This window comes from Peteryoungia wuzhouensis, from assembly GCF_003205195.1.
Lineage (GTDB): Bacteria > Pseudomonadota > Alphaproteobacteria > Rhizobiales > Rhizobiaceae > Allorhizobium > Allorhizobium wuzhouense.
In genome coordinates this window covers 561445-574474 of record NZ_QJRY01000001.1, presented here as the reverse complement: position 1 = coordinate 574474, position 13030 = coordinate 561445, and the positions used below count along the sequence as shown (strand labels likewise).

Below are 13030 nucleotides of genomic sequence, written 5' to 3'. Positions count from 1 at the left end.
CGTGAGACTAATCTCTCCGCAGGGCAAAGCAATGGCGCCGTTTGGCGCCATTGCAGGTTCTTGAAGGCTTGCTTACTGGCCGTTCTTGCTCAGCCAGTCCTTCATCATGGCAATCTCGCCTTCCTGGGCCTTGATCACCTCTTCCGCGAGCTTGCGGATTTCGGGATCCTTGCCGTGTTCGAGCACGATCTTCGCCATGTCGATCGCGCCCTGATGATGCGGGATCATGCCGCGCACGAAGTCGACATCGGCATTGCCGGTGAGCGGAACGGCCATGTCCTTGTGCATCTTTTCGTTGGCCTCCTGGAAGGCCTTGGACGAGGGGCTGTCGTCCATCATGCCCTGGCCCATGGAAGACATGTCGTGTCCCTGATGCATGGTGTTGTCCTGGGCGAGAACGGCGGACGTGGACAATACGGCCGTAAGCGACGCCGCAACGAGAATGGTTTTCAGCATGTGAGTTCTCCTGTGTTGATCTGTGATGGCAATGCGCAAGCCCGAAGGGCCGTGCGGTTTCATCCGATCAGGCGCGGGGAGGGGGTGTCAGCGGAGCGGAAAAGGTGGAGACGAGCCGGGGTGCAGCCGATGCGGCCTCCGCTGCACGGGCAGGTTTTCCGCTGTCGCGCAGAAGAGGGCTGGCAGGCAGCGTCAGGCAGGCGGCGCAATGCCCGCTGTTCGTCATCGGTTTGGAAGCATGATCGGCGCCGTCGCCCGGATCAGCAGGGGCCATCTCGCCGCCGGAATGCGGGCAATCGATGCTTGCCATCCCCTGTGCAGCCGAGATCGGCTTTTGCTCATCGCCCGCATGATCCGTCTCAAACGCCACAGGCATCGCCATGGCCGGCATGCCGGTCATGGGCATGGCACCATAGCTGAGCGCCGCGACGAGCAGCAGGAGGCGGACGAGTGATTTCATGCCGCAAAAGATGGTCCGCCATTTCGACGAAAGCAAGGCTGGCAGCCTCGGTCTCAACGCGCGATCACGTGATGCACGATCTGGTAGTCGCGGCTCTCTTCACCGAAGGGAATGACCGGCCAGTCCCATCGGGCCGAGGGTGTGCCGAGATCGACGCCATGCATGAGGTCCACCGTCTCGTGCCGAAGACCGCCACGGTCGATCACCGTATAGCTGATATCGGTGACGAGGCAGGTGGCAGCTGGAACCTGCGCCAGTCCCTCGACATGTGCTGCGATCGCTTGGCGGACCCTGTCGCTGTCTTCGGATTGCCCACCGAGCCGCCGCGCCACGCCAATGCCGATCTGCGACAGGAGATTGGCCGAGACCACGAGATCGAGATAGGGCACCTGCCGCAGAAAGGAGAGCGGCTCCAAAACCTCGCCAGCAAGCAGCGCATCCAGCCCCGAAAGATCCCGCTCGATCAGCCGGATGTTCTTCAGGCCCTTGAGCTTCAGCCAGCCTCGGACGCTGGCCAGATGCACGAGATCAACCAGCACCACCGTATCGAACAGCCGAGAGAGTTCCGTGATCGGCACGTCCCGCAGCAGCCCCGAACCGAGCACCACCACCGTCCGCCGCTGCCGGCATTGCTCTGCCGCCTTCAGAATGGCCGCCTTCGTCTGCCGTTCATGTTCGGCCCAGGCCGTGCGGCAGCGATTGGCGCGCGCCCAGAGATTGACGGAGGAGCGGATGAAGGGGCGGTGCGCGGCAGAAGTGAGCGGCCACGTCGCGGCATAATTCAGGGCTTCGAGGATCATGTCTTACCGATAGACGGAGCTGCGATGGCCGATCTCGACCACGAGCACCACGAGTTTGCCGTCCTGGATATCGCAGATGATGCGGTAGTCGCCAACTGTGTAGCGCCAATAGGCACCAAGCTTGCTGCCATGAAGAGGATCGCCAAGGCTTCTGGGATTATCGTGTTTGGCAAGCCGCTCTTCCAGAAGCTGCTTGATGCGTCGGCGAACGACGGGGTCGAGTTTCTTGATCGTTTTTTGAACGGACTGCCGATACTCAATCGTCCAGGCCACGCCAGAACTCCTCGGAACTGACGACCTTGTCCTCTCCGCTCTGTATTCGCTTCATGGCCTCATCAGCGGCGGCGAGGTCCTGGAGATTTTCAAGTTCGCGCTGAATCATCTGGCGCAGATAATCATCCGGCTCCGCACCCGCCTCCGACGCATATTCGACGATCAACTGATGCATTTCTTCCGGCATATCGAGCGTGACGCGCTTGTTCATCGGTCCAACCTCTGGTTTCGCGTGCAAACATACCACCGCACCCGCCCATTTTCCAGCATCCGGCCTCGCCCCCACCCGCCTTCGCCCTTGCCGCCAAATCCTTGATCCTCTAAGACACCGGCACCTTTTTGAAACGAAATTCCGGTTGTCAACATGAGCGATAAGAACAAGAAGCCCCAGAAGCTGAAGGCCCGCCTGCCGCGCGGCTTCGTCGATCGCGAGGCTGCCGATATCCGTGCCGCCAACCAGATGATGGAGACCATCCGCGAGGTCTATGAGCGCTACGGCTTCGATCCGATCGAGACGCCGCTCTTCGAATACACCGACGCGCTCGGAAAATTCCTGCCCGACAGCGACCGCCCGAACGAAGGCGTCTTCTCGCTGCAGGACGATGACGAGCAGTGGATGTCGCTGCGCTACGACCTGACCGCCCCCATGGCCCGTCATGTCGCGGAAAACTTCCAGGAAATCCAGCTGCCCTTCCGCACCTATCGCGCCGGCTACGTCTTCCGCAACGAGAAGCCGGGTCCGGGCCGGTTCCGCCAGTTCATGCAGTTCGATGCCGACACCGTCGGCGCGCCGGGCGTCCAGTCCGACGCCGAAATGTGCATGATGATGGCCGACACGCTGGAAGCCCTCGGCATCAAGCGCGGCGACTATGTCATCCGGGTCAACAACCGCAAGGTTCTGGACGGCGTCATGGAGGCCATCGGCCTCGGCGGCGAGGAGAATGCCGGGCGTCGGCTCACGGTGCTGCGGGCAATCGACAAATTCGACAAGTTCGGTACCGACGGCGTGCGTCTGCTGCTCGGTGAAGGTCGCAAGGATGAGTCGGGCGACTTTACTAAGGGTGCCGGGCTCAAAACAACGCACATAAACTTCATTGCAGATTTGTTTTTGAAAACGAATGACGGAGCATCGACCAGACAAAGGCAAACAGCCGAAGCCGTCCGGCAGCAGATGATGCTCCCATTCCAAGGTCTCCTCGGCGGAGAGAAGCAAAACGAGACATACCTGAACGGTGTTGACGAGCTACTCGCCCTCGGAACGCTGGTGGCGGCTGCCGGTTATGGACCTGATCGCATTCTCATCGATACGTCTGTCGTCCGCGGACTCGAATACTACACTGGTATGGTCTACGAAGCCGAACTCACCTTCGACGTCACCAATGAAAAGGGCGAGAAGGTCGTCTTCGGCTCGGTCGGCGGCGGTGGTCGTTATGATGGCCTCGTCTCGCGCTTCATGGGCCAGCCGGTTCCTGCCACGGGCTTCTCCATCGGCGTCTCGCGCCTGATGACGGCCTTGAAGAACCTCGGCAAGCTCGGCCAGGACGAAGTGCAAGGTCCGGTCCTCGTCACCGTCATGGATGGCGATGTCGAGAGCATGGGCCGTTACCAGAAGTTCACGCAGGATCTGCGCAACGCTGGCATCCGCGCCGAAATGTACCAGGGCAACTGGAAGAAGTTCGGCAACCAGCTGAAATATGCCGACCGCCGTGGCGCCCCGATCGCCATCATCCAGGGCGGCGACGAACGGGCGCAGGGCGTCGTGCAGATCAAGGACCTGATTGAGGGCAAGCGCCTGTCGGGTGAGATCACCGACAATGCCGAATGGCGCGAGGCCCGCGTCGCGCAGGAAGTCGTGGCCGAGGCCGAGCTGGTGGCCAAGGTCAAGGAGATCCTGGCCGCCCAGGCGGAAGATCGTCGTCGGGCGAAGGGTGAGTAAATGGCCCTTTTGGCGCTTCACCATGTTCAGTTGGCGATGCCATTGGGTGGTGAAGACCGGGCGCGTGGCTTCTATGGTGAAGTGTTGGGACTGGTCGAAGTGCAAAAGCCGGACAATCTGGCGCGCCGTGGTGGCTGCTGGTTTGAGCTGGGGGCACTGCGGATCCATCTAGGGGTGGAACAGGATTTTCGCGCGGCTCGCAAGGCTCATCCGGCTTTGCTCGTTGACGATCTCGCGGAGCTGACCGCAAGGATTGAAGCTGCAGGTTATGAGGTCGTATCTGACGAGTCGTTGGAGGGGTTTGAAAGACGATATGTCTATGACCCCTTTGGTAATCGGATCGAACTGATGCAGACAGTTGGTTGAATGAAGCATGGTTGATGTAATGCCGAGCCTTTGCCCCCCTCTGCCCTGCCGGGCATCTCCCCCTCAAGGGGGGAGATCGATGGACGGCAGACGCCGCGAACTCCCTCTGATCTCCCCCCTTGAGGGGGAGATGTCACGAAGTGACAGAGGGGGGTATTCCTTTGATTGTGGTGTAACATGCCCCTGACCGACATGCCCGATTTCGCCGGCACCATCCTGCAGGAATTCACCTCGCGCGGCACGACCCGCGTCGATACACCCGTGATTCAGCCGGCTGCCCCCTTCCTCGACATGGCGGGTGAAGACCTGCGCCGACGCATCTTCCTCACAGAAAACGAGCGCGGCGAAAGCTTGTGCCTGCGTCCAGAATTCACCATTCCCGTCTGCCTGCGCCATATCGAGACCGCGACCGGCACGCCGAAGCGTTATGCCTATCTCGGCGAAGTCTTCCGCCAGCGTCGCGAAGGCCCGCAGGAATTTTATCAGGCCGGCATCGAGGATTTGGGCGACATCGCGATTGCCGCGTCGGACGCCCGCGCGGTTGCCGACAGCATGGCGATCCTCACCCGCCTGCTGCCGACGAAGCCGCTTGCCGTGACCCTCGGCGACCAGTCGGTCTTCGAAGCGGTCGTCAAGGCACTCGGCCTGCCCGCCGGTTGGCAGAAGCGCCTCATCCAGGCCTTCGGCAATCCGGTCCAGATCGACCAGCTCCTACGCACGCTCGCCACGCCGACGCCGGTCCCCGGTCTCGATCCGCAGGTGTCGGCACTGCTCGCAAGCGGCGATCACGATGCGCTGATCGCCCATATCGATGCGACCATGCAGGAAACCGGCTATCTCACCAATGCCAGCCGCACGCCGGCCGAGATCGCCCGCCGCCTGAAGGAAAAGCTCGAACTTTCCGAGACCCGCCTTGATGGTGCCGCCCTGCTGCTGCTGCGCGAATTCCTCTCGCTGGAACTGCCGCTCGCCGATGCCTCCGCAGCGCTTGCCGGCTTCGCCGATGCCGCCGGCCTGAAGCTTGGGGCGGCACTCAGCCGTTTCGACGAACGCGTCGCAGCGCTCGCCAATATCGGCACCGATCTCACGCGCATCACCTACCGCGCCGCCTTCGGTCGTCCGCTCGACTATTACACCGGCCTCGTCTTTGAGGTGGTCGTCGAGGGTAAGCCCGCCGTGCTCGCCGGTGGCGGCCGTTTCGACCGGCTGCTGACCCTGCTGGGTGCCGAAAGCCATATTCCCGCCGTCGGTTTTTCGCTCTGGCTGGACCGCATTGAAACTGAGAGGTCAGGCTCGTGACCATCACCATCGGTCTGCCCTCCAAGGGCCGCATGAAGGACGATTCGTCCGCCATCTTCGAGCGTGCCGGCATGAAGATTGTCGCCGTCGGCAATGACCGCTCCTATCGCGGCCGCGTCGAAGGGTTCGACGATGTCGAGATCGCCTATCTCTCTGCCTCCGAGATCTCGCGCGAGATCGGCAATGGCACGGTCGATTTCGGCGTGACCGGCGAAGACCTGATCCGCGAAGGGCTGGCGGAAGCGGACGCCCGCGTGGAGATCGCCGCCCGCCTCGGCTTCGGCCATGCCGATGTCGTCGTGGCCGTGCCCGAAATCTGGTACGATGTCGACACCATGGCCGATCTCGGCGACGTCGCCGCCGAATTCCGCACCCGCCACGGCCGGCGCCTGGCGATTGCCACCAAATACTGGCGCCTGACACAGCAGCATTTCTCCGGCAGCCACGGCATCCAGCTCTATCGCATCGTCGAAAGCTTAGGAGCCACCGAAGGGGCGCCCGCCGCCGGCCAGGCCGATATCATCGTCGACATCACCTCGACCGGCTCGACGCTGAGGGCCAATCACCTGAAGGTGTTGTCGGATGGCGTGATCCTGCGCTCGGAAGCCTGCCTCGTGCGGGCACGGAAGCCGGAGCATGAGGGTAATCCGATGATCGGCCGCATCGTCGAGGCCGTGCGCGGCGTGCTTTAATCACAATCTGGAATGCCCCTCACCCTGCCCCTCTCCCCGCAAGCGGGGAGAGGGGACTGCAGGCCTTGGCGGGTTCGTCCTTCTCCCCGCCAGCGGGGAGAAGGTGCCGGCAGGCGGTTGAGGGGCAATCACACACGAAAAAACCCGCCGGATCGCTCCAGCGGGTTTCGTTTTGCCGTTAAGGGCAGGGATCAGGCAGCCGAACCGCGGCGGGCGTCGATCGAGTAGGCGCCGGCACCGACGATGGCGAGGGCGATGTAGCCACCAGCCAGCGTGAAGTTCTTCATCACCATGATCTGGTTCAGCGTGTTGATCCAGCCGAGTGCGCCTTCCGGCCAGCCTTCGATGGCAACGGTGCCGGTGTGGAAGACGAGACCGGTGAACACGCAGAAGAGCGCGACGGTCCAGGCGGTGATCTTCGTCTGGAAGCCGACGAGGATGAAGAGGCCGGCGACGAGTTCATAGAGGCCGGCGGCATAGGCCATCAGGTCGGCGGCAGGAATTCCAGCGCCGGAGATCATGCCGGCGGTGCCAGCCGGATCGGCGAGCTTGCCGTAACCCGACATGATGAACATGAAGGAAAGGAGAACGCGGACGAGAACGAGAAGAGCATTGTTGGCGGACGACATCGAGGGCTCCATTGGGTTGCAACTGAAACCTCACCCCTGTGGGCTCCAGAATGTGAAGCCTAGATGCCCTCTTTTTCATCGGGCGCATAGGTTGACGACATTTGACTGTTCGTTCACAAAAACGAAACGATAAGGCCCCCGATGCCGATGGCTCCGTCATGCCGACAGCCTGGAAACGGACGTGCACCTGAGCGCCGGGCAATCACCAACGCACCCGCCGACTTGGCTGCGGGCGCCGTGAGAAAATCTGCGCGTGTGGTTGTCGGGGCGGATGGTGCTTCTCGCCGTCCGGGCTGCCGATCAGGCGGGCGTCACGGTGGCGGCTGTCGGCAGTTGGAAGTGGGGGAATATGAACAGCCCCACCATCTTGCCGCGACTGGCCTCGAAGCCGGTGGATTCGCCGATACAGAAAACCGGCTGGCGCTGGTTGCTGGCCGACAGGATTGTCGTCGAATAACAGAAGCGGGAGGGTTCGGTGGCGGCCTGTTCGAACAGCCGGAGAATATGCCCGCGATCGGCGGGATCGTAGCACCGCATCACGGTCAGCAGGCCGCATTCATGGCTGTCCAGCCCATGGAGTTGCCGTGCGCGGTCGCCGAGCGTCAGAAGTCCGCTCGTCAAGTCGCCGGTCCAGTCTTCGGATATGCCAAACCGGCAAGCGTCCTGCCCCAGCAGGCGTTCGTCCTCTGCGTCGCCCACCGCAAAGCTGGTTGCGAGATCTGCATTTGCAATTTTGAACAAGGTAGTCCCCAACTCCGAGCCTATTGGCCCCCAACACGATGAACGGGTTGCCCTGCCAGACAATACGTCCAAAGCCCTCATCCGGTCGAAACCGGTGCCCTATCAAGGTCGGGACGTGCCACTTCACAAGCCGCACGCCTTACTTTCGCAGGAGCCCCCACCTGCGTCTCGGAGTGTCCGAGAACTCCTCAAGGTCGGGCGTGAACACCCGTTTCACGTCCTCAGCCGTCCCAATGCGGGGCGGCCCACACCTTGCCCATTCGCAACGCCGACAAACCTTTCATCCCATGCAGGCAGCGACAAGACATGTTGTCCATGTGCCAATCCCAGAAATGAACAGTTCGCCATACGAATTTAACCGGCTAGATACCATGAAAGTATTTAGATGAAAACGGCTCACATTCGCCAGATCCCGGAAACAAACAGCAAAGGATGTGGAGGCGCGCTCTAGTAAATTAGATAATTCTAAATTTCAGATTCGCCTATAATGCTGGGTTTTAAACCGCTTAGATAAGAATTTCGTTTGGTTAATAAGTATTCACATACAAAATGACCATGTCAACAAGTGCGACGAATAGTTGCATGTACATTTTGGGATTTAATCCCAGGTTTGTCACGCCAGTGCACCTGCAGGACAAGAAAAAGGGCGACCCGAAGGCCGCCCTTTCTAAATGAACCGGATGGTCCAGATGAAAACCCTGATGTCTTGCATCATGTCCATGCCGCCAGTTCAGCGCGCTTGACGCGCTGAACCACTTTGAGTGATGGGCGGCTTTGATGGACCTGATTGTAAGACCCGATGGGTCTTACATCATGTCCATGCCGCCAGTTCAGCGCGCTTGACGCGCTGAACCACCTTAAGTGATGGGCGGCTTTGATGGACCTGATTGTAAGACCCGATGGGTCTTACATCATGTCCATGCCGCCCATGCCACCCATGCCGCCCGGCATGCCGCCAGCAGCTTCCTTCTTCGGAAGTTCGGCGATCATGGCTTCGGTGGTGATCAGCAGCGAAGCAACCGAAGCTGCGTTCTGCAGGGCGGTGCGAACAACCTTGACCGGGTCGACGATACCCATGGCGATCATGTCGCCGAATTCGCCGGTCTGGGCGTTGTAGCCGTAGTTCTCTTCGTTCTTGTCGAGGATCTTGCCGACGATGATCGAAGCTTCGTCACCAGCATTGGTGGCGATCTGGCGAACCAGCGACTGCAGGGCGCGGCGAACGATGTTGATGCCGGCTTCCTGGTCGTCGTTTGCACCCTTGACGGTGATCTTCGTGGAAGAACGCAGCAGAGCGGTACCGCCGCCGGGGACGATGCCTTCCTGAACGGCAGCGCGCGTTGCGTTCAGCGCGTCGTCGATGCGGTCCTTGCGTTCCTTGACTTCGATTTCCGTCGAGCCGCCAACGCGGATCACGGCAACGCCGCCAGCGAGCTTGGCAAGACGTTCCTGCAGCTTTTCGCGGTCGTAGTCAGAGGTGGTTTCTTCGATCTGCGCCTTGATCTGGGCAACGCGACCTTCGATGTCCGACTTCTGGCCGGCACCGTCAACGATCGTGGTGTTTTCCTTCGTGATCGAGATCTTCTTGGCGCGGCCGAGCATTTCGAGCGTAACCGACTCGAGCTTGATGCCGAGGTCTTCCGAGATGACAGTGCCGCCCGAGAGGATGGCGATGTCTTCCAGCATGGCCTTGCGGCGATCGCCGAAGCCCGGAGCCTTGACGGCAGCGATCTTCAGGCCGCCACGCAGCTTGTTGACGACGAGCGTTGCAAGAGCTTCGCCTTCGACGTCTTCAGCGATGATGACGAGCGGCTTGCCGGTCTGAACGACGGCTTCGAGAACCGGCAGCATGGCCTGGAGGTTCGAGAGCTTCTTTTCGTGCAGGAGGATGTAAGCGTCGTCGAGATCGGCGACCATCTTTTCCGGGTTGGTCACGAAGTAGGGGCTGAGGTAGCCGCGGTCGAACTGCATGCCTTCGACGACTTCGAGTTCGGTTTCAGCGGTCTTGGCTTCTTCGACGGTGATGACGCCTTCGTTGCCGACCTTCTGCATGGCTTCGGCAATGTCCTTACCGACCTGCGTGTCGCCGTTTGCCGAGATCGTGCCGACCTGAGCAACTTCTTCCGAGGTCGAGATCTTCTTGGCCTTCGCCTGGAGGTCCTTGACGACTTCAGCAACGGCCAGATCGATGCCGCGCTTCAGGTCCATCGGGTTCATGCCGGCAGCAACGGCCTTGTTGCCTTCGCGAACGATGGCCTGGGCAAGAACGGTTGCGGTCGTGGTGCCGTCACCGGCGATGTCGTTGGTCTTCGAAGCAACTTCGCGGACCATCTGGGCGCCCATGTTTTCGAACTTGTCTTCCAGTTCGATTTCCTTGGCAACCGATACGCCGTCCTTGGTGATGCGCGGAGCGCCGAAGGACTTGTCGATGATGACGTTGCGACCCTTCGGGCCGAGCGTTACCTTCACGGCGTCTGCGAGGATGTCGACGCCATGCAGCATCTTTTCGCGCGCGGTGCGGCCAAACTTGATTTCTTTTGCAGCCATGTTCAAAACTCCCGGGCGTCTAGCCCATTGGTGAATTGTTAAAGAGGAAGAGGGGTATCAGGCCGATATCAGCCGATGATGCCCATGATGTCGGCTTCCTTCATGATCAGCAGGTCTTCGCCGTCGAGCTTGACCTCGGTGCCGGACCACTTGCCGAACAGGACGCGGTCGCCGACCTTGACGTCGAGAGCGATCTGCTTGCCGCTTTCGTCGCGGGCGCCCGGGCCGACGGCGACGATTTCGCCTTCAGCCGGCTTTTCCTTGGCCGTGTCAGGAATGATGATGCCGCCCTTGGTCTTGGCTTCGGACTCGACGCGCTTGACTACAACGCGGTCGTGCAGCGGACGGAAATTGGTGCTTGCCATTGTCTAATCCCTCGATCAAATGACATCAGTGACCCCGGTTGGAGCCACATTGGAATTTGTTAGCACTCTCCCTTGGGGAGTGCCAGCGACGTTGAGATAAGAACAGGCTCGCGACGAGTCAAGCGCGCGCGTGAAAAAAGGAAGGGTGCATGCCGGCGAAACAGACCGACATCCGCACCGCCGAAGCATCCGGCGATCCCCCCTTCGCTCCGACCTATTCCGAACTGGTCTCCGCCTTTGCCCGCATCGGCCTCATGTCGTTTGGCGGTCCGGCCGCACAGATCGCGCTCATGCACCGGATCTGTGTCGAGGAAAAACGCTGGATCGACGAGGATCGCTACCTGCATGCCCTGAATTATTGCATGCTGCTGCCGGGACCCGAAGCCCAGCAGCTCGCGACCTATATCGGCTGGCTCCTGCATGGGGTGCGCGGTGGCATCGTGGCGGGCCTGCTCTTCGTTCTGCCGGGCCTCGCCGTCATTCTCGGTCTATCGACGCTGTATGCGCTCTACCAGGAGACGAGCCTGGTCGCCGGACTGTTCTTCGGCCTGAAGGCGGCGGTGCTGGCCATCGTCGTCGAAGCGGTCATCCGCATCGGCAAGCGGGCGTTGAAAACACCGTTTCACCGCCTTCTCGCGGCTGGAGCCTTCATCTCGCTCTTCCTCTTCGCCCTGCCGTTCCCGCTCGTCGTGCTCGCGGCCGCAATGATTGGCCTCATACACGCCCGAGGCGTGACATCCCCACCTGTGGAAATGTCCGAAGAATTCCGCGCCCGCCCGCCATTTCTACGGCAGCTCGCCGCCCTTCTGTTCTGGGTCGTCGTGTGGCTGGCCCCGCTTCCCCTGTTGTGGTTGACGCTTCCGGAAACCGCATTGCCCGAGGTTCAGAGCTTCTTCTCCAGGATGGCGCTCGTCACCTTCGGCGGCGCCTATGCCGTGCTTGCCTATGTCGCCCAGGTGGCCGTCGATCATTATGCCTGGCTGAAACCCGGCGAGATGCTGGATGGTCTGGCCCTTGCCGAAACGACGCCGGGGCCGCTGGTCCTCGTTCTTTCCTATGTCGGTTTCCTCGCCGGTTTCCGTGAGAGCGGCGCGCTCGATCCGTTGGTTGGCGGATTGCTCGGCGGATTGCTCGCCGCCTGGGCGACGTTCATTCCGAGCTTCATCTGGATTTTCGGCGGTGCCCCCTATATCGAGCGGCTGCGCGGAAACCGCCTCATGAGCGCGGCGCTCTCGGCAATCACCGCCGCCGTGGTCGGGGTCATTCTCAACCTCGCCGTCTGGTTTGCCCTGCATGTCATTTTCACCGATGTTGAGCCGCTTGCCTGGGCACGCCTGGGGCCTGTGACGCTTTCCGTGCCGCACCCTGTCTGGTCCTCGCTCGACATCCAGGCGCTGGTGATCGCCGTCATCGCCGGCGTCATGATCTTTCGTCTTCATCTCGGAATTGGAAGGACTCTGATCGCGGCAGGTTTGCTCGGCCTCGGCGTTCGCTATCTGCTTTGACCGCACGAAGGGGCAGGGGCATTTTTAAGTCACCGCACGCTTGCCCCTTGCCTTGCCGCCCGTCCTTTGCCATGTCACCGGACACACAATAAGCAGTCAGGACAGACGATGACCCGCAGCATTTCCACCCTCGGCGACGTGACCGACGCTTACGACGTCATTCTCTGCGATGTCTGGGGCGTGCTGCACAATGGCATCGACGCGTTTCCGCTGGCAGGCGAAGCCCTGACGGCGGCCCGCGAAAAGGGGCTGACTGTGGTGCTGATCACCAATTCGCCCAGGCCCGCCATCGGCGTCATTCCGCAGCTGCGCGCCATCGGCGTGCCCGACACGGCCTATGATCGCATCGTCACCTCGGGCGACGTCACCCGCACGCTGATCGCCGCCGGCCCGAAGAAGGTCTTCCTGCTCGGCCCGGAACGGGATCTGCCGCTCTTCGACGGTCTCGACGTCGAGGTGGTGTCGAAGGAAGAGGCCGATTGCGTCGTCTGCACCGGCTTCTTCGACGACGAGGTCGAGCAGCCGGAAGACTACCGCGACATGCTGACCGATTTCGTCGCCCGCAAGGTGCCGCTCATCTGCGCCAATCCGGATCTGGTGGTCGAGCGCGGCCACCGCATCATTCCTTGCGCCGGCGCGGTTGCGGCCTTCTACACGGCGCTCGGCGGCGAGACCCGCATCGCCGGCAAGCCGCACAAGCCGATCTATGAGGCGACGCTGTCCGCCGCCCGCGAAGCGCGGGGTGAGTTCGACAAGTCCCGTGTGCTCGCCATCGGCGACGGCATGCCGACCGACGTCAGGGGCGCTGTCGATGCCGGCCTCGACCTTCTCTACATCTCCGGCGGCATTCACGCGGCCGATTACGCGACGAACGGCGTGACCGATGAGGCTCGTCTCACCACCTTCCTCGAACGGGAAAAGGTCGCGCCGCAGTACTGGATGCACAGGTTGGCATGAGGCG

15 protein-coding genes are annotated in these 13030 nt (G+C 61.4%); 6 read left to right on the top strand and 9 right to left on the bottom strand.

From position 1 onward, the window contains the following. Positions 1 to 72: 72 nt before the first annotated feature. The 5 genes from copM to relB form a co-directional block, all read right to left on the bottom strand. Positions 73 to 456: a CopM family metallochaperone gene (gene copM, locus DMY87_RS03010; protein ID WP_245408808.1), complete on the bottom strand. Its 384-nt coding sequence runs from the start codon at positions 454 to 456 to the stop codon at positions 73 to 75. 67 nt (positions 457 to 523) lie between these two features. Next, on the bottom strand, positions 524 to 916 hold the full coding sequence (locus DMY87_RS03005; RefSeq protein WP_110789785.1) for a hypothetical protein: 393 nt from the start codon (positions 914 to 916) through the stop codon (positions 524 to 526). Positions 917 to 969: 53 nt separating this feature from the next. After that, positions 970 to 1716, bottom strand: coding sequence for a hypothetical protein (locus DMY87_RS03000; RefSeq protein WP_110789784.1), 747 nt, complete (start codon positions 1714 to 1716; stop codon positions 970 to 972). 3 nt (positions 1717 to 1719) lie between these two features. After that, positions 1720 to 1989, bottom strand: a complete 270-nt coding sequence (locus tag DMY87_RS02995) for a type II toxin-antitoxin system RelE family toxin (RefSeq protein WP_110789783.1) — start codon at positions 1987 to 1989, stop codon at positions 1720 to 1722. Beyond that, complete coding sequence (relB, locus tag DMY87_RS02990; RefSeq protein WP_110789782.1) at positions 1973 to 2200, bottom strand: type II toxin-antitoxin system RelB family antitoxin; 228 nt, start codon at positions 2198 to 2200, stop codon at positions 1973 to 1975. Before relB ends, DMY87_RS02995 begins: the two co-directional genes overlap by 17 nt. Before the next feature lie 153 nt (positions 2201 to 2353). Here relB and hisS point away from each other — a divergent pair, with 153 nt between their 5' ends. From hisS to hisG, 4 genes are all read left to right on the top strand, one after another. Further along, entirely contained in the window at positions 2354 to 3925 is a 1572-nt protein-coding gene (gene hisS / locus DMY87_RS02985; RefSeq protein ID WP_110789781.1) for a histidine--tRNA ligase, read from the top strand. Next, positions 3926 to 4291, top strand: a complete 366-nt coding sequence (locus tag DMY87_RS02980; protein WP_110789780.1) for a VOC family protein — start codon at positions 3926 to 3928, stop codon at positions 4289 to 4291. It begins immediately after the preceding gene. Between the two features lie 177 nt (positions 4292 to 4468). After that, positions 4469 to 5590, top strand: a complete 1122-nt coding sequence (locus DMY87_RS02975; protein ID WP_110789779.1) for an ATP phosphoribosyltransferase regulatory subunit — start codon at positions 4469 to 4471, stop codon at positions 5588 to 5590. Then, positions 5587 to 6282 carry an ATP phosphoribosyltransferase gene (gene hisG, locus DMY87_RS02970; RefSeq protein WP_110789778.1) on the top strand — a complete coding sequence of 232 codons (696 nt, stop codon included), beginning with the start codon at positions 5587 to 5589 and terminating at the stop codon, positions 6280 to 6282. The genes DMY87_RS02975 and hisG overlap by 4 nt, the downstream gene beginning before the upstream one ends. A 191-nt stretch (positions 6283 to 6473) precedes the next feature. On the opposite strand, the gene DMY87_RS02960 is transcribed toward hisG, so the two are convergent. The 4 genes from DMY87_RS02960 to groES form a co-directional block, all read right to left on the bottom strand. Then, complete coding sequence (locus DMY87_RS02960; RefSeq protein ID WP_110790352.1) at positions 6474 to 6911, bottom strand: DoxX family protein; 438 nt, start codon at positions 6909 to 6911, stop codon at positions 6474 to 6476. A 300-nt stretch (positions 6912 to 7211) separates the two neighbouring features. After that, positions 7212 to 7652 (bottom strand): hypothetical protein, encoded by a 441-nt coding sequence (locus tag DMY87_RS02955; RefSeq protein ID WP_110789777.1) that lies wholly within the window; start codon positions 7650 to 7652, stop codon positions 7212 to 7214. A gap of 906 nt (positions 7653 to 8558) precedes the next feature. Then, positions 8559 to 10199, bottom strand: coding sequence for a chaperonin GroEL (groL, locus tag DMY87_RS02950; protein WP_110789776.1), 1641 nt, complete (start codon positions 10197 to 10199; stop codon positions 8559 to 8561). A 68-nt stretch (positions 10200 to 10267) separates the two neighbouring features. After that, the gene (groES, locus tag DMY87_RS02945) at positions 10268 to 10564 is read right to left on the bottom strand and encodes a co-chaperone GroES (protein ID WP_110789775.1); all 297 of its coding nucleotides are present in this window, start codon (positions 10562 to 10564) and stop codon (positions 10268 to 10270) included. Between the two features lie 149 nt (positions 10565 to 10713). Between groES and chrA the strand changes: the two genes are divergently transcribed. Together chrA and DMY87_RS02935 are read left to right on the top strand one after the other, a co-directional pair. Next, on the top strand, positions 10714 to 12069 hold the full coding sequence (gene chrA / locus DMY87_RS02940) for a chromate efflux transporter (RefSeq protein WP_110789774.1): 1356 nt from the start codon (positions 10714 to 10716) through the stop codon (positions 12067 to 12069). Between the two features lie 108 nt (positions 12070 to 12177). Then, complete coding sequence (locus DMY87_RS02935; protein WP_110789773.1) at positions 12178 to 13026, top strand: TIGR01459 family HAD-type hydrolase; 849 nt, start codon at positions 12178 to 12180, stop codon at positions 13024 to 13026. The last annotated feature ends 4 nt before the right edge of the window (positions 13027 to 13030 follow it).